The 15,843-nt window shown below is 69.8% G+C and carries 14 protein-coding genes; 12 read left to right on the forward strand and 2 right to left on the reverse strand.

From position 1 onward, the window contains the following. Positions 1-141: 141 nt before the first annotated feature. Genes ABT313_RS19205 through ABT313_RS19220 form a run of 4 tightly spaced genes read left to right on the forward strand, consistent with a single transcriptional unit; the run spans position 142 to position 6,307 of the window. Complete coding sequence (locus tag ABT313_RS19205) at positions 142-1,410, forward strand: multicopper oxidase domain-containing protein (protein ID WP_350855186.1); 1,269 nt, start codon at positions 142-144, stop codon at positions 1,408-1,410. Between the two features lie 16 nt (positions 1,411-1,426). Beyond that, a complete protein-coding gene (locus ABT313_RS19210) occupies positions 1,427-2,716 on the forward strand; it encodes a multicopper oxidase domain-containing protein (RefSeq protein ID WP_350855188.1) in 1,290 nt (429 codons plus the stop codon). Positions 2,717-2,726: 10 nt separating this feature from the next. Continuing rightward, entirely contained in the window at positions 2,727-5,765 is a 3,039-nt protein-coding gene (locus ABT313_RS19215) for a multicopper oxidase domain-containing protein (RefSeq protein WP_350855191.1), read from the forward strand. Positions 5,766-5,824: 59 nt separating this feature from the next. Continuing rightward, positions 5,825-6,307, forward strand: coding sequence for a hypothetical protein (locus ABT313_RS19220; protein ID WP_350855194.1), 483 nt, complete (start codon positions 5,825-5,827; stop codon positions 6,305-6,307). 19 nt (positions 6,308-6,326) lie between these two features. Here ABT313_RS19220 and ABT313_RS19225 read toward each other — a convergent pair whose 3' ends face one another. Then, a complete protein-coding gene (locus ABT313_RS19225) occupies positions 6,327-7,448 on the reverse strand; it encodes a sensor histidine kinase (RefSeq protein ID WP_350855197.1) in 1,122 nt (373 codons plus the stop codon). After that, positions 7,420-8,085 carry a response regulator transcription factor gene (locus ABT313_RS19230; protein WP_350855199.1) on the reverse strand — a complete coding sequence of 222 codons (666 nt, stop codon included), beginning with the start codon at positions 8,083-8,085 and terminating at the stop codon, positions 7,420-7,422. Before ABT313_RS19230 ends, ABT313_RS19225 begins: the two co-directional genes overlap by 29 nt. Positions 8,086-8,317: 232 nt before the next feature. Between ABT313_RS19230 and ABT313_RS19235 the strand changes: the two genes are divergently transcribed. The 8 genes from ABT313_RS19235 (at position 8,318) to ABT313_RS19270 (ending at position 15,840) form a co-directional block, all read left to right on the forward strand. After that, positions 8,318-10,150, forward strand: coding sequence for a copper resistance CopC/CopD family protein (locus tag ABT313_RS19235; RefSeq protein WP_350857778.1), 1,833 nt, complete (start codon positions 8,318-8,320; stop codon positions 10,148-10,150). Positions 10,151-10,169: 19 nt separating this feature from the next. Next, on the forward strand, positions 10,170-10,916 hold the full coding sequence (locus ABT313_RS19240; RefSeq protein ID WP_350855202.1) for an FAD:protein FMN transferase: 747 nt from the start codon (positions 10,170-10,172) through the stop codon (positions 10,914-10,916). Next, positions 10,913-11,572: a response regulator transcription factor gene (locus ABT313_RS19245; RefSeq protein ID WP_350855205.1), complete on the forward strand. Its 660-nt coding sequence runs from the start codon at positions 10,913-10,915 to the stop codon at positions 11,570-11,572. Before ABT313_RS19240 ends, ABT313_RS19245 begins: the two co-directional genes overlap by 4 nt. After that, positions 11,569-12,801, forward strand: coding sequence for a sensor histidine kinase (locus ABT313_RS19250; RefSeq protein WP_350855208.1), 1,233 nt, complete (start codon positions 11,569-11,571; stop codon positions 12,799-12,801). The genes ABT313_RS19245 and ABT313_RS19250 overlap by 4 nt, the downstream gene beginning before the upstream one ends. A gap of 23 nt (positions 12,802-12,824) precedes the next feature. Then, the gene (locus ABT313_RS19255) at positions 12,825-14,246 is read left to right on the forward strand and encodes a ferredoxin reductase family protein (protein WP_350855210.1); all 1,422 of its coding nucleotides are present in this window, start codon (positions 12,825-12,827) and stop codon (positions 14,244-14,246) included. Positions 14,247-14,259: 13 nt separating this feature from the next. Further along, a complete protein-coding gene (locus ABT313_RS19260; protein WP_350855212.1) occupies positions 14,260-14,826 on the forward strand; it encodes an FMN-binding protein in 567 nt (188 codons plus the stop codon). Then, positions 14,823-15,275 (forward strand): FMN-binding protein, encoded by a 453-nt coding sequence (locus ABT313_RS19265; RefSeq protein WP_350855215.1) that lies wholly within the window; start codon positions 14,823-14,825, stop codon positions 15,273-15,275. The genes ABT313_RS19260 and ABT313_RS19265 overlap by 4 nt, the downstream gene beginning before the upstream one ends. 73 nt (positions 15,276-15,348) lie before the next feature. Further along, positions 15,349-15,840, forward strand: a complete 492-nt coding sequence (locus tag ABT313_RS19270) for a DUF2231 domain-containing protein (RefSeq protein WP_350855218.1) — start codon at positions 15,349-15,351, stop codon at positions 15,838-15,840. The last annotated feature ends 3 nt before the right edge of the window (positions 15,841-15,843 follow it).

Consider the following 15,843-nt stretch of genomic DNA (forward strand, 5'->3'; position numbering starts at 1 on the left):
CCCCGACCGCGTGACCCGCCCCCCCCCCCCCTCCTCCCCCCGTACCCCTACAATTACCCGCGGGCCGCCGCCCGCCCCCGCGCGCCCCCCCCGGCGCCCCCCCACTTCCCGCTCACCACGAACCAGCAACGGGAGACACCAGTGACCGACAACTCTGTGTCGCGTGGCTTCACGCGGCGTTCATTTCTCACCGGCGCGGGAGCTGCCGCAGGCGTGGCGCTCGGCGGCCGGCTTCTCACCACCAGCAGCGTGATGGCGGCGCCCGGCCGGACAGCGGCCGTGGCGGCCGCCGTCACCCATCCGGTCAAGCAGGTCCACCTGGCCGGTACCGACGGCTGGGTGGGGATGCCCGGCGACGCGCCGCCGGACCCGCCGTTCTTCCCCGACCCGTTGGCGCCGAGCCCGTTCAACACCTACGTCTTCGGTTTCCGCGACGTGACCGGGATGACCTCGAACCTGGTCGCCGCCCAGCGCGGCAAGGCGCAGATCAGCGCGCCGATGATGGCGTTCGACGAGGACGACGACATCTACCTCACGCTGACCAACCTCGGACTGGCGCAGCGGCCGGACCTGTTCGACGGGCACACGTTGCACTGGCACGGGTTCGTGAACGCGATCCCGTTGTTCGACGGCGTACCCGAGCTGTCGCTCGCGGTGCCGATCGGCCGGGACCTGACGTACTTCTATCGTCCGCACGACGCCGGGACGTACATGTACCACTGCCACTTCGAGGACGTCGAACACGTCCAGATGGGCATGACCGGCATGGTCTTCGCCCGGCCGGCGCAGAACCGTACGCCGCTGCACCCGGGGGAGCGGTACGCGTACAACGACGGCGACGGGTCGACGGCCTACGACCGGGAGTTCGCGTTCATGATCACCGAGCTGTGGTCGGCTGCGCACTACCGCGACGCCCACATCCAGGTGAACGACTGGACCGACTACGACCCGAGCTTCTGGCTCCTGAACGGCCGTGCCTACCCGGACACGACCGCCCCGAACGGCGATCCGCTCAGTACGGCGGCCGGCCGATTGCAGTACCAGCCGATCTCGTCGCTGATCCGCTGCAACGCCGGCGACCGGGTGCTGCTGCGGATGTCGAACCTCGGCTACCAGAACCACGTGCTGACGGTCGACAACATCGACCTGACCGTGATCGCGAAGGACGCGAGCCTGCTGAAGGGGCGCGACGGTACGACGAACTACCTGACGACGAACGCGGTCGAGGTCGGCCCCGGAGAGAGCCGGGACGCGATCTTCGTCGCGCCCGGTCCCGGCGAGTACCTGCTCTACGACCGCAAGTACTCCTATCTCGACAACGGCGGCGGGGCCGGGTACGGCGGCATGATGACGAAGATCGTCGTCGGACCGCCCGGGACCTATCCCGCCCAGACCGCAGCGAATGCGTGACGGGGGCGATGATCCGATGAGACGAATCTCAGTCCAGCGGCTGCTGGCGCTGACCGCGGCCGCGGTGCTGGCGCTGACACCGGTCGTGGTACGGACGCAGGCGTCGGCCGCGGAGATGTCCGAAGGCCTGCTGTGCGACACCGACCCGAACCAGACGTTCTCGCTGACCGCGCGCGACGGCTACATCTCCACTCCGGACGGCAACTCGATCTACATGTGGAGCTACGGCAACAGCAAGCGCGGCTTCCAGCTGCCCGGACCGACGCTGTGCGTCGAGTCCGGCCGGCAGGTGACCGTGATCCTGCACAACACGTTGCCAGAAGCAACGTCCATCGTGTTCCCCGGGCAGACCGCCGTGAAGGCGAACGGCAACCCGGCGCAACCGCAGTTCGACGCGGGCGGCTCGTTGACCTCGTTGGTCCAGTCCGCCGCGGCGACCGACGGCTCGGTCACCTACACCTTCACCGCGGGCAGCCCGGGCAGCTACCTTTACGAGACCGGCACCGACGTCGACAAGCAGCTCCAGATGGGTCTGTACGGCGCCCTCGTGGTCCGGCCGGCCGGTCACCCGAACCAGGTGAACGACCGCGCCGACTCGGCGTTCGCGAACGGCAAGGAGTACGTCTACCTGCTGTCCGAGGTCGACCCGGACGTCCACCTGGCGGTCGAGCGCAACCAGACCGTCAACGTGAACGCCTCGAAGTCGCGGTACTTCATGATCAACGGCCGCAGCATGCCTGACACCCTGGCGCCGAACAACGCGCCCTGGCTGCCTGGCCAGCCGTACGGCGCGCTGGTGCACATCAAGCCGTACGACGCGGCGACCAACCCGCTGCCGGCGACCATCCACTACCTGAACGCGGGCACTGTGAACTATCCGTTCCACCCGCACGGCAGCGACGAGCGGATCGTCAACCGCGACGGTCGTGCACTGCAGGGCCCGTCCGGTGAGGATCTGTCGTACCTCAAGTACGACCTGGACGTCGGTCCGGGGCAGACCCTCGACGTACTGATGGACTGGCGCGACGTCGAGCACTGGAACGCGACCACGAACCCGATCCCGACGCAGATCCCGGCGATCACCGACCAGTTGCTGGTCGGGCCGGACACCTGGTTCTCGGAGAGCGGCTACCTCGGTACCAAGAACGCGGTGCCGTCGAACCTGACCCAGAACAACGAATGCGGCGAGTACTACCACATCGCCCACAGCCACGCACTCGAGCAGGCCACCAACTACGGGGCAGCCTTCGGCGGCATGATGACGGTCTTCCGCATCGACCCGCCCGCCGGCTGTGTGAGCCAGTGAGGACACGACGATGACGAACAGACTTCGGATCGCCACCGTGGGCGTCGCGTCGACAGCCCTGGCCGCTGCACTGCTGACACCGGTTCCGGCCGTCGCCGCACCCGCGACCCTGCCGCAGGCGCCGGCCCACGCATCGGTTGCCGTCGGCAAACTTACGCCCCGGGGCTGTACGTTCGGAACCGGCACGGCCGCCTGCGATCTGTACGCGCTCGCCGGTACGGCATCTCTGCTCGGGACAGCCGTTCCGATCTGGGGCTTCTCGTCGACCGGCGTGACCGGTACGGCGACGGCCCCGGGACCGCTGCTGGTCGTTCGTCAGGGCGACGAGGTGACAGTCACCCTGCACAACCAGCTCGCCGGTCAGACCGTCGCACTGGCCTTCCCGGGCCAGCCGATGCCCACCGGAGGCGAGGACACCACCGGTATCGCGTCGGGGACCAAGACCTACACGTTCACCGCCGCCAAGCCGGGAACATTCCTGTACGAGGCGGGCCACACGCCGGCGGGCGCGCGCCAGGTCGCGATGGGTCTGGCCGGTGCGCTGGTCGTGCTGCCGCCCGACGGTACGGCGTACGGCAGCCAGCCGGCGGGGTACCCCGCGAGCGGGTACGACGACGACGCTGTCGTCGTGCTGAGTGAAATCGACCCGGCTTTCAACGCGAACCCGGCTGGTTTCGACCTGCGCAAGTTCGCCCCGAAGTACCGGCTGATCAACGGCAAGCCGTTCCCGGCCACCGATCCGGTCGCGACCGACCAGGGCCACAAGGTCCTGCTGCGCTATGTCAACGCCGGTTCGGTGACGCATCCGATGACGGTGCTGGGCGGGTCGCAGACCGAGATCGCCCAGGGCGGGCACCCGATGCACTACGCGACCACAGTGGCCGCGGAGAGTGTCGACCCGGGCCAGACCCTGGACGCCCTGGTCACGATGCCGACGGGACCCGAGTCGAAACTGGCGCTGTACGAGCCGGCCCGGCATCTCGACAACAACGGGCAGCACACCGCCGACCCGGGGCAGTTCGCCTTCGGCGGCATGCTCACCTTCCTGGACACGAACGCGCCGCCGCCGAGCACCGACGCGGTCGGGCCGGTCTCGACGCATCTCCGGCTGGCCCCGAACCCGGCCACCGGACAGGCGCCGGTGACCGTGACCGCGGACCTCAGCGATGCGACCACCGGCGGTTCTGCGGTGACCCAGGCTGAGTTCGTGATCGACGACGCGGTCACCGTCGGGCCTGGTTTCGGCACGCCGATGAGCTTGCCAGGCGGAGGAGTGACCGTCGTCGGTGCAACCGGGGTGATCACGACCGCGACGCTGGCGGCGCTCGATGCCGGCCGGCACACGGTGTTCGTCCGCGCCCTCGACGCGGCCGGCAACTGGGGTGTGGTCGGATCGGTGATCTTGAACCTGCCGAAGACCGGTCCGCAGACCATCAACGGCTCGATCGCCGACGTGCCGGCCAATGCGACGGTTCCGGTGACCGTGTCCGCGACCGGCGACGATTCGGACGCGGGCGGGCTGATCACAGCGGCGGAGTACTTCCTCGACACGCCGGGAACAAGCGGAGGTGGTACGCCGCTGACGCTGAACCGCAGCGCGACGGTGGTGTCGGAGGAGACCGACCTGTCCGCCGCTGTCCTGCAGACCCTGACCGAGGGCACGCATCACGTGCTGGTGCACAGCAAGGACTCGCTGGGACTGTGGGGACCGCTGCTCGACATCCCGTTGCCGATCGATGTGACCGGGCCCGCGGTCGACGCGGCCGCGGTCGGGCCGAACCCGACCAACGGGATCCTGGCGGACAAGAGCCACCCGGGCAATCTGCTGGTGTCGGCGGAGATCACCGACAAGGACGCCGGCGGAGCTCTGCAGAGTCTGCTGGTGGACGCCGAGGCGTTCGTGGACCCGACCGTTCCGAACCCACCCGGCGGCACCGGGCTGCAGCTGCTGCCGGTGGACGCCAAGCTGGATTCGACCGGTGAGACGTTCTACGGTCTGATCCCGCTCACCCAGGTGAAGGCACTTGCCGACGGCACCCATCACGTCTACGTCCGCGGGCAGGACGCGGCGGGGAACTGGGGAGCGCTCTTCGCGGTCAACCTGGTCGTCGACAAGACCGCGCCGGTGCTGGGCGCGTTGGCAGCCGCGCCGAACCCGACGAACGGGGCGGAGAACCTCACACTCACCGCGCCGGTCACGGACGCCTCGCTGATCGCGAAGGCGGAGTACTGGCTGGGCACCACCGATCCGGGGGTCGGCAAGGGGATCTCCGTGCCGGTGAGCGTGGTGGCGGGCAAGGTCCAGGTGACCGTCCCGCTGACCTCGGTGACGCCGGGGAACCAGGTCTTCAACCTGCGGGTGCAGGATCTGGCGGGCAACTGGAGCAAGCCGGTGAACACGACCGTCTCGGTCCAGCGGCCGAACCGGATCTTCGCGGACGACTTCGAGTCCGGCGGGTTCGGGTTCTGGAGTGGCAGCACCGGCGGGGTCGCCAACACGACGACCGCAGCGCGGCCGGGTCCGCTGGAGCCGGGTAGCCTGCACGGGCTGCAGGTCACGCTGCCTGGTGCCGGTTATCTCACCGACAACACGCCGACGGCGGAGACGTCGTACCACGCCCGGTTCGTCTTCAACCGGAACACGCTGACGTCGGGCACGAACGCGAACACGGCAATCAGCCTGCTGCAGACGAGAAGTGCTGCCAACGGCCAGGTGTTCGCACTCGAGTACAGGTTCTCGGCAGGCTCGGCGCAGGTGCGGACGGTCCTCGATCGCAGCGGAGCCGGGACCCTGACCGGTGCCTGGGTGACGCTGACGACGGGGAACCACACCCTGCAGGTCGACTGGACGTCCGGCCCGGCGACCGGCGGTTCGGCCGGCTCGCTACGGCTGCTGGTCGACGGGGTGAGTCGCTCGCTGCAGACCGGCAACACCAGCACGCTGCGGATCGAGACGACCTGGCTCGGGCTCTCGGCCGGGATGAGCTCCAGCTCGGCCGGGCAGGCGTACTTCGACACCTTCAACTCGACCAGATACACGATGCCGTGACGGGCCGGAGCCGGGATCGCGGCGCGGTCCCGGCTCCGCTGCCGGGGAGGGGAACCCACATGCTCGAGGCAACAGTCCGCCGGACCACCGGCCGGACACCGAGAGTCAATCGCCTGGTGGTGCTGAGCGCGGTGCTGGCGACGGCCCTGGTCGTCGGCCTGCTCGTCGTGCTCAAGCTGCGGTCGTCGTCGGCAGATACCGGATCGTTCCCGCAGAGCGCGGCGATCGAGCAGCAGTACGGCGTCCGGTTCAGCCGGATCGCGGTCGTCGGGGACGGCGGACTGATCACGCTGACGTACGTCGTCCTGGACAGCGAGAAGGCCGGGCGTTTCCAGTCCGACGTACAGCATCCGCCGGAGCTGCTCAGTGAGAACCGGGACGGCGGAACGAAGCGCGTCTCGGTGATGAAGCAGGGACACACGCTGCGCCCCGGCCAGACCTACTACCTGGTCTACCAGAACACCAAGGGCGCGCTTCGCCATGGCGAGAAGGCGTCCATCCAGCTCAGCAGTCTCACCTTGCGCCATGCGCCGGTGCTGTGAACCGGCACCAGCGGCTGCTTCAGCCGGCCGCGTTGTCCGCGTCCCTGGCGACCGGCAGGAACAGCTGGAACAGGGCACCGCCTTCGGGAGCTTTCCCGGCGACGATGCGGCCGCCGTGCGCCTGCACCGTGGCCTGGGCCATCGCCAGCCCGAGCCCGCTACCCATCGGCACAGCGGCCGGCGGTCGGCGGTGCCAGAAGCGCTCGAAGACATGTGGCAGGTCTACGTCCCGGATGCCCGGCCCGGCGTCGGCGACGCTGAGCATGTACCAGGAACCGGAGCGCTCGCAGGTCAGCCGGATCCGGTCTCCGGGCACGGTGAAATGCACCGCGTTCTCGATGAGCGCGTCGACGGCGAGCTCGAGCCAGGCTCGGTCCGCTGCCACGATCTGGGCCCCGGAGGGCCGCTCGAGGACCCAGTCCCGGTCGGCGCTCTCACGCCAGTTGCGCGCGACATCGTCGAGGAACTCGCCGAGGTCGAGGCCGACATACCGCAGCGCCCGGCCCGAGTCCAGCTTGGCAAGTGCGAGCAGACGAGTGGACAGCGCGGCCAGCCGATCCATCTGGCGGCGCACGATCGCGTAGTCGTCGGCGGACTCGGGGGTGTCGACCGTGGGTTCCAGCAGCTCGAGGTGGCCGATGGCGATGGTGACCGGCGTACGCATGGCGTGCGACGCGTCGCGGAAGAAGTCGCGCTCCCGCTCGAAGACCGCCAGCCTCTCCTCCGACATCAGCACCAGCTGCTCCTGTGCGGCCTTGCGCCGCCGGGCGTGCCAGACCATGGCCAGGAAGAGCATCGGCATCAGCGGGATCTCCGCCCACTCCGCGCGGCTGCTGCCGTCCTGGAGCTGATGGACGACCAGGATCCAGCCGGTGCTCACGGTGACGAGGAACGTGACGACCAGCGTGGGCCGCAGCGGCCAGACCCGGAACCCGTAGACCAGCGTCAGACCGAGGAACAACAGGTGGTACGGGATCACCTCGCGCTCGATCATCACGTTCATCAGCGCCAGCATGGCCACCACGAACACCGCGAGGAGCGCGTCGGTCAGGCGGTGCCAGCGCGGACCGGTCCGGCTGTCGGAGGTCCGCGCGGTCCGGTCCCGCGCGACGTCACGCGCTCTGAAGCTGATAGCCGACATTGCGCACGGTCTGGATCACGTCGCGGGTCATCTTGCTGCGCAGCCGGCGCACGTAGACGTCGACGACATTGGTGGCCGGATCGAAGTCGTAACCCCAGACCGCGGAGAGCAGTTCGCTGCGGGTGCAGACCAGGTCGGGTTTGCGCATCAGGTGCTGCATCAGCAGGAACTCCCGTTCCGACAGGGCCGACTCGCTCCCGTCGACGCGGAGCTTGCGGGTCCGGATGTCGAGCATCACCCGGCCGACCCGCAGGACCAGCTCCTCGGTGGTCTTGCCGGTCGCGTCGCGCAGCCCGAACCGCACCCGGGCCAGCAGCTCCCGGATCGAGAACGGCTTCGGCAGGATGTCGACCCCTTGCTCGAGGCAACGGACCCGGACCTCGGCGTCCGCGACGGCCGAGAGCACCAGCACCCGGGTCTGCGGACTGCTGACCAGGACGGCAGCGATCACCGCTTCGCCGTCCACCTCGGGCATCCGCAGGTCGACCACCATCAGATCGGGCCGCTTCGTCAGCGCCATCCGCAGACCGTCGCCCCCGTCGGTCGCGGTCAGCACCTGATAGCCCTCCGCCTCGAGCCCGCGGCGCACGAAGCGGACCACCTCGGGCTCGTCGTCTATCACCAGCACTGTCGTCATGTGTTCCCCCCAGCCGGGTCACGCCTGGCGTGCCCGCTGTTCCGGATTGCTCCCCCGAGCCCACTGCACATATTGACGCTGCCGGACGCCGGAGGGAAGCCCCGGAGCCTTCACCCGGCGGCGGCGGAGCGTGACAACCAGATGAGAATTCCGTCATCTGATGTCTCCGCAGGGCGCCGTACGGGATCGTCACGACCAGCACTGGTGGTGTCCGAGGGGGGCAACCGTGGACATGAGCTGGGCGGTGTGGCGACGCGGCGGTCCCACGCGAGTACTGGTCCTACTGGCCGTGGCCGGAATCGTCTGGCTGAGCCAGGCCGGGGTCGCCGAGGCGCACCCCGTGCTGCTCCGTTCGTCCCCGTCCGAGGGCCAGACGGTCCGGGCCGCCCCCACGCAGATCGACCTCTGGTTCTCCGAGCCGCCGACTGCCGCCGGTCTCGACGTCGCCCTCTCCGACCGGGACGGCAAAGCCTTTCCGGTGACTGCGCGGATCGCGGACCAGGGCATCCATGTCGTCCTCACGGGCTTTCCCGAGCTGCCGCGGTCGGTGTACGAACTGCGCTGGAGCGTGGTGTCGAAGTACGACCTGCACCGGCTCCAGGGAACGCTTGTCTTCGGTGTCGGCCTTGCTGCGACCGCGAACGGGCGGCCGGCGGAAACGGTCACTGGTCCGGCGGGCACAGTGGCGGACGTCGTACTGGGCTGGCTCGACCTCGCTGCAACCTCGGTGCTGTGCGGCTGGGTGCTGGTGACCGCGCTGCTGAGCCGCGGCAGAGTCGACGTCCCCTCAGAGCCGATGGCCGCGCTCCGCGGTCTAGCAGGTGCATTCGGCTTTCTCACAGTGTTCGCGTCTCTGGCCCGGGGCGGCCGGCAATGGTCGGAGGCAGCCGGGACGGACTCCGGTCTGGCCGTGCTCAAGGACTCGGGTCAGTTGCTGCGATGGTCCCTCCGCGAAGTGGTCCTGCTCGCGATCTGCGTGCTGCTCGTCCGGCAGTCACGCCTCGGGAGATCGAGCCGGGCGGGCGTCGCCACGCTGTCGTGCCTCCTGCTCGCGGATCTCGTGCTCCGGGCGGGCACGAGCCATGCGCGGGGCGGTCCGCTGACGCTCGCCGTACTGGCGCTTCATCAGGCAGCCGCCCTGACCTGGGTCGGAGGCCTGGTCGTGCTCGGCATCCTGACCGCCCGGCTGCCCGGCCGGCGGGAGGGTGCGGTCGAGATCTGGCGCCGCTTCGGTCCGGCTGCCGCCTGCTCGGTCGCGGTGCTGACCATCACCGGGTTGCTGCTGACGGGCCGTCAGGTCGCGACTGTGGACGCCGCGCTCGGTACGCCGTACGGCCGGGCGCTGCTGGTCAAGCTGACGTTGGCCGGCGTGCTGATGGCCCTCGGCCTGAGGCATGCCATCCGGCTGCATCCGTGGCTGGTGCGTCGGCCGCAGCCGGCCGCCGGTCCGTCGGCGCGTGCACAATCGCTCGCGCCGGTGCTGGGTGTCGCAGTCGTCTTGATGGCCGTGGTGCTGGCCGGGACTCCACCGGCCCGCGGTCCGCAGTTCGACAAGCCCGAAGCAGCGATCTCGCGCGCCGACTACCAGGTGGACGATCTCCTGATCACGGTCTCGCTCGGGCCGAACCAACCCGGCCGCAGCCTGCTGCTGGTCGACGTGGTGAGCAGCCGCCGTCCGTCGCCGGGCCCGATCACGACGCTGACCGCCGACCTCGGATCGACGCCGGGCATCGTCCTTCGGCGTACTGCGGGCGGTGCGCAGGGCGACAGCCGGTGGCAGGCCGCCGTCGATGTGGAGGCGACGGGGCCGTTGCCGCTGCGGATCGTGGCCGGTCGCAACCATCCGGGTCCTGCCGTGGTGACGACGACCTGGGTCGTGCCGTCGGGCTCGGCCCCGCGGCCGGTCGTGGTGTCGAACCGTCCGCTGGCGCCGTGGACCGCGGCGGCGGCCTCGGCGTTCGCCCTTCTGGGCGCGGCTGCCGGTGTACTTCTCGTTCGTCGGCATCGCCGGGCGCGGGTCGCGGTTGCGGCGTCTGTGGAGCGGGAACCGTCCGGGGTTCGGTGAGCCGTCGTACGGTGGCGGTGTGGAACGGCGGAGTTGGGTGGAGCAGATCATGGGGCTGCCCATCAGTGTGCTCGCTCGCGGGGACGGGGCCGGGTCGGTGCGGGCGGAGAGTGCGGTGCGGGAAGTCTTCGCCGAGCTGGTCGAGGTTGATCGGGTGTTCTCGCCGTACAAGGCGGACAGCGCGGTGAGCCTGCTGGCGCGCGGCGAGATGGGTTGGGATGGTGTTGACCCGGTGGTGCATGAGGTGGCCGACCGGTGTGTCGCCGCGCGGGAGTTGACCGATGGGTTGTTCGATGCGCAGACGCCCGCGGGTTCGTGGGATCCTTCGGGACTGGTGAAGGGCTGGGCGGTCGAGCGGGCCGGCCTGCGGCTGCGAGAGGTCGTTGACGTGGATTGGTGCCTGAACGCGGGCGGTGACGTGCTCGTGGTGTGTCCGAGCGGTGAGCCGTTCGTGGTCGGCATCCAGGATCCACGCGATCCCGGCCAGGTGGTGGCGAGCGTGGCGCGCACCGGGGGAGCGGTCGCAACCAGCGGCACCGCGGCCCGCGGCGCGCACCTCTACGACCCGCGCAGCGGGCAGGCGGCGGCCGGTCGTTGGCTGTCCGTGTCGGTGACGGGTCCGTCGCTGGAGTACGCCGATGTCCTCGCGACAGCCGCGTTCGTCGCCGGCGACGACTGGCCGGGAGTTCTGCTCCCGGAGTACGAGGGTCTCGGAATCCTTGCCGATGGCAACCTGTTCGCGACACCGGGCTGGACCGCCGGATGACGGGGCGGATCCTGCTGATCGAGGACGACGCCGACCTGGCCCGTCTCCTCGAACGCGTCCTGACCGACGAGGGGTACGCCGTGACGCGGGCCGGCGACGGGCACACCGGCCTGCATCTCGCGCTCACCCGCGAGGTGGACGCGATGATCGTGGACCGCGGCCTGCCCGCCGTCGAGGGACTGGACCTGATCGCGCGGCTGCGCAGCCGCGGGATCGGCACGCCGATTCTCGTGCTGTCCGCGCGGAACAGCACCGAGGACCGGGTCGAGGGGCTGGACGCCGGCGCCGAGGACTACCTGACGAAGCCGTTCGAGCTGTCGGAGTTGCTGGCCCGGGTCCGTGCGCTGCTGCGTCGCCATCTGGATCGCGCGGTCGAGCTCGCCGTGCCGGGCGGCTCCTTGGATCTGGCGACCAGGACGGTACGGCGGACTGACGGCGGCACGGTGGAGTTGTCGGAGCGCGAGGCGGCGTTGCTCGGTCTGCTTGCGGCCCGACCCGGCGTCGTCTTCAGCCGGGCGGACCTGCTCGACCGCGTGTTCGGCGACGCGGAGTCCGAGACTGTCGTCGACACGTACGTCCACTACTGCCGGCGGAAGTTGGGACGCGACGTGATCAGCACGGTGCGGGGACTCGGGTACCGGTTGGGCAAGTCGTGAGCGGCCGCCCGATCGGCGACGAGGTCCTGGTACGGCGGGCCGCGCGCGGTGTCGCCGTACAGGCGGCGGCATTGGTCGCGGTGGCCATGCTGGTGCTGATCGCCTTGGTGACGATCGTGGTGGTCCGCGGGCAGACGGGTGCGGCCGACGACCTGCTCCGGTCTGCTGTCGCCACGGCCGACGATGTCGGTGACCCGCCGGAAGGCGCCTGGCTGGTGATGACCGGGCCCTCGGGCACGAGTACCTCGCCCGGCTTGCCTGCGGAGCTCATGCCCGAGTTGACCGCGCTGCGGGACCGTGCCACCGGACAGGTTCAGCTGATCACGGTGGAGAACGACGACGGCGAGTACCGCGTCGCCACCGGAGTCACGAAGGGCAGGCAGGTGCAGGCGGTGCTGAGCCTGGCGACGGCGCACAAGGAGCGAGCCCGCCTGCTGCTCGTGATGGGTTTCGCGGCCGTGCTGGGCCTGTTGCTGGCCGGTTTGCTGGGCGTCTTCATCGGGCGGCGAGCGGTCCGGCCGCTGGTGCAGGCGTTGACGCTGCAGCGTGCGTTCGTGGCCGATGCCGGGCATGAACTGCGGACGCCGTTGACGTTGCTGAGCACCAGGGCCCAGGTTCTCGGGCGGTCGCTACGGCGCAGTGGAGCCAGTGCCGAGATTCTGGACGACGCGGACGGGGTCGTCGGCGACACCCGGCGGCTGGCGGAGGTCGTCGACGACCTGCTGGCAGCCGCTGATCCGCGCGGCTCGGACAACCACGAGTCGGTCGACCTGGTCCGGATCGCGCAGGACGTGGCTCACGCGGCGGGCGCGCATGCCGAGCAGGCCGGCGTACGACTGCACTGGACCTCCGATGGTGACTCTGCGCCCGCCTTCGGTTCACCGAGCGCGATCCGGCGCGCCACGATCGCGCTGGTCGACAACGCGGTCGACCACACCCCGCGGGGCGGCGAGGTGCGGATCGCCGTACGGCGGCAGCGGGGCGACGTGATCCTCGCTGTCAGTGACACCGGCCCGGGCATCGGCCCGGAGGCGGCGGAACGGGTACTGCGCCGGTTCGACTCAGGCGGGCACCGGGCCGGACGCAAGCACTACGGCCTCGGTCTCGCGCTCGCCCACGACGTGGCGAACCGGCTCGGCGGACAGCTTCGGCTGGCGCCGAGCGAGGTCGGCGCGACCTTCGAGCTCGTCCTGCCCGCGACCAGGGACGACGGTCCAAGGAACGGCTAAGAATCCCCGGTCATCGTCGAAGCATGACGAACCGCGGTCCAGCACAGGAGGCCAGCCGGCCGCGGACCATGCACCTGCGTCGCCGGCCACGGACCACTCCGTCGTGGTGGCGCGACGCAGCCGGCGTCCTGTGCTGGGCGAGTGTGCTGATCGTGATCGCGCTGTGGGTGTCCGGGCGCGGCTTGCAGACACTCGCGAGCGGTCCGGCGGACCTGCTCACCTCGTTGGGCAGACTGTCCGGGCTGATCGCAGCGGATCTCCTGCTGGTACAGGTGTTCCTGATGGCTCGGGTGCCGATGATCGAGCGGAGCTACGGGCAGGACGAACTAACCCGCCGGCACCGGCTGGTCGGCTTCTGGTCGTTCAACCTGCTGCTGGTGCATATCGTTCTGATCCTGGCCGGCTATACGCTGCGCGACCACAACAACCTGCTGCGTGAGACGTGGACCGTCGTCACGACGTACGGCGGGATGCTGCTGGCCGTCGCTGCGAGCGCTGCGCTGACACTGGTCGTCGTCACGTCGGTCAAGGTTGCGCGGAAGGCCCTGCGATACGAGTCCTGGCACCTGCTCCACCTGTACGCGTACGTCGGTGTGGGACTGTCGATCCCGCACGAGATCTGGACCGGCGCGGACTTCACGACCTCGCGGATGGCGCGGCTGTACTGGTGGTCGGCGTACGGCGTGGCGCTCGGGGCGATCGTGCTGTTCCGGTTCGCCCTGCCGTTGTGGCGGACGTTGCGGCACGGGCTGACGGTGCGCGAGGTGGTTCACGAGGCGCCCGGAGTGGTGACGGTCCTGCTCGGCGGTCGCGGGCTGCACCGGATGCCGGTCCGGGCCGGGCAGTACTTCGTCTTCCGGTTCCTCGACGGTCCGGGCTGGTCACGGGGCAACCCGTACTCGCTGTCGGCCTCCCCGGCGCCGGACCGGCTCCGGGTGACCGCGAAAGCGGCGGGCGACGGCAGCAGTCGTCTGGCCCGGTTGCGGCCTGGTACGCGGGTAGCTGTCGAGGGTCCGTACGGTCGGTTGACCGCGGAGCGTCGGGTCACCGACCGGGTGGCGATGTTTGCCTGCGGCATCGGTATCACTCCGCTGCGGGCGTTGCTGGAGGAGCTGGACTATCCACCGGGCGCCGCGATCCTCGTTTACCGTGCGCACAGTCCGGCGGACCTGGTGTTCCGCGACGAGCTGGAACAGCTGGCGGTGCGGCGTGGGATCAGCCTGCACTACGTACTCGGGCCGCGGCAGCGGAAACGGGTGTCGTGGCTTCCGGAGAGCGCCAAGGGATGGTCCGACGCGGATGCGATGTGGGATCTCGTGCCAGGGATCGAGCAGTACGACGTCTATGTCTGCGGGCCGGACCAGTGGATGGACGCGGTGTGCGCGGCTGCGCTCGAGCTCGGGCTGCCGGCCAACCAGTTGCATCAGGAACGGTTCTCGTGGTGAGAGGAGTGCGTGGGTGAGGCGTGGGATCAAGCTGCTGATGACGGTGGCGACCACTGCGGTGGTCGCCGTCGCTTTCCGGGCGAGCGTCCAGCAGCAACACACGACCACTGGAGCTGCCGCAGTGGTCAGCACCGAGCAACCGAGGCACACGTCCGGCCGCGCCTCCTCGCCGTCCAGCAGGGGCGCGAGTCGGACACCGGTGCGTACGCCGACGTCTCCACCTACCAGTCCGACCGGTTCGCGGACCACAGCGCCGAAGGACCACTCCGCGACTCCGCAACCTCCGGCCACTTCGGTTGTCGTGGCAGGTGGTGTGGTCGACACGCAGTACGGGCCGGTGCAGGTCGGGATCACCGTGCGCGGCGGGCGCATCACCAAGGCCCACACGTTGCAGCACCCGAGCGGTGACGGGCAGACGGACCAGATCAACGGCTATGCGGTACCGCAGCTCAACCAGGAGACGATGACCGCCCAGAGCGCGCAGATCGACACGGTGTCCGGTGCAACGTTCACCTCGGAGGGGTATCGCCAGTCACTGCAGTCCGCACTCGACGCGGCGCACAAGGCCGGTGCGCGATGACGGCACACTCGGAACGGCTGCGGCGCAACCTGCTGGTCGGCGGGAGCACCGGCGTACTGCTTGTCCTGCTCTTCCTGTTCCCGACGAGCCGGAACCATGTCTCCAGCCAGTCCGTTCCGACAGCGACCCCAGGCGTGGTCAGCACGTCCCCGGGGACCGGCGATCTGACGGTGAACGGTACGTCGGAAGGTACGCGGTACGGGCCGGTGCAGGTCCGGGTCACCATCCGGAGCCGGCGCCTGGTCGGCGTAGACGCGCTGGTGTATCCCTCGTCGGGCGGGCGCGACCGTGAGATCAGCTCGTTCGCGCTGCCGCAACTGCAGCAGGAGGCGATCTCCGCGCAGAGCGCCCACATCGACACGGTGTCGGGGGCAACGTTCACCTCGGACGGGTATCGCCGTTCACTGCAGGCGGCCCTGGACGCCGCGCACTTCCGGGCCGCCGGCTGAGGCGTTCCAAGAATTCCCCAAGATCGCGCTGCCAGCCTGGGCGTTCCGAACCGGACCGATCTGAAGGAACGTGATGCAGACAGTCAACGGGCTCCCCGCCCACGTGCTCCTCGTGCACGCCATCGTCGTCCTGCTACCGCTGTCCGCGGCCTTGCTGGCGCTCACCGCGCTGTGGCCCGCGGCCCGGCGCCGGCTTGCCGGTCCGAACGCGATCCTGTCGTTGGTGGTCGTCGTACTGGTGCCGATCACGACGAGTGCCGGGGAGTGGCTGGAGCACCGGCTGACCCCGAACCCGCTCATCCACCGGCACACCGAGCTCGGTGACACGGCGATCTACGCTGCGATCGCGGTCGCCGTGCTGGCGGTCGTGGTGTGGTGGCGACAGCGCGAGAGCACCGGACGGACGCCCGCCAAGCGCACCTTCCTCGCGCCTGCGTCAAGCGCCCTTACCGCAGCGCTGACGGTCGTCGCGCTCGTGGTCTCGGCTGCCGCCGTGTACGACGTCGTACGCATCGGCGACTCCGGCGCGAAGGCGAGCTGGAACAACTGGGCCGCAAACCGCTGAAGC

Source organism: Kribbella sp. NPDC000426 (assembly GCF_040300265.1).
In the GTDB taxonomy this organism is placed as follows: Bacteria; Actinomycetota; Actinomycetes; order Propionibacteriales; family Kribbellaceae; genus Kribbella.

Bases quoted from the DNA above. Each gene is read 5' to 3' on its own strand.
- ABT313_RS19210 (WP_350855188.1), top strand. From the start codon at position 1,427: ATGAGACGAATCTCAGTCCAGCGGCTGCTGGCGCTGACCGCGGCCGCG.
- ABT313_RS19270 (WP_350855218.1), top strand. From the start codon at position 15,349: ATGCAGACAGTCAACGGGCTCCCCGCCCACGTGCTCCTCGTGCACGCC.
- ABT313_RS19220 (WP_350855194.1), top strand. From the start codon at position 5,825: ATGCTCGAGGCAACAGTCCGCCGGACCACCGGCCGGACACCGAGAGTC.
- ABT313_RS19230 (WP_350855199.1), bottom strand. From the start codon at position 8,085: ATGACGACAGTGCTGGTGATAGACGACGAGCCCGAGGTGGTCCGCTTC.
- ABT313_RS19265 (WP_350855215.1), top strand. From the start codon at position 14,823: ATGACGGCACACTCGGAACGGCTGCGGCGCAACCTGCTGGTCGGCGGG.
- ABT313_RS19235 (WP_350857778.1), top strand. From the start codon at position 8,318: ATGAGCTGGGCGGTGTGGCGACGCGGCGGTCCCACGCGAGTACTGGTC.
- ABT313_RS19245 (WP_350855205.1), top strand. From the start codon at position 10,913: ATGACGGGGCGGATCCTGCTGATCGAGGACGACGCCGACCTGGCCCGT.
- ABT313_RS19255 (WP_350855210.1), top strand. From the start codon at position 12,825: ATGACGAACCGCGGTCCAGCACAGGAGGCCAGCCGGCCGCGGACCATG.
- ABT313_RS19215 (WP_350855191.1), top strand. From the start codon at position 2,727: ATGACGAACAGACTTCGGATCGCCACCGTGGGCGTCGCGTCGACAGCC.
- ABT313_RS19225 (WP_350855197.1), bottom strand. From the start codon at position 7,448: ATGTCGGCTATCAGCTTCAGAGCGCGTGACGTCGCGCGGGACCGGACC.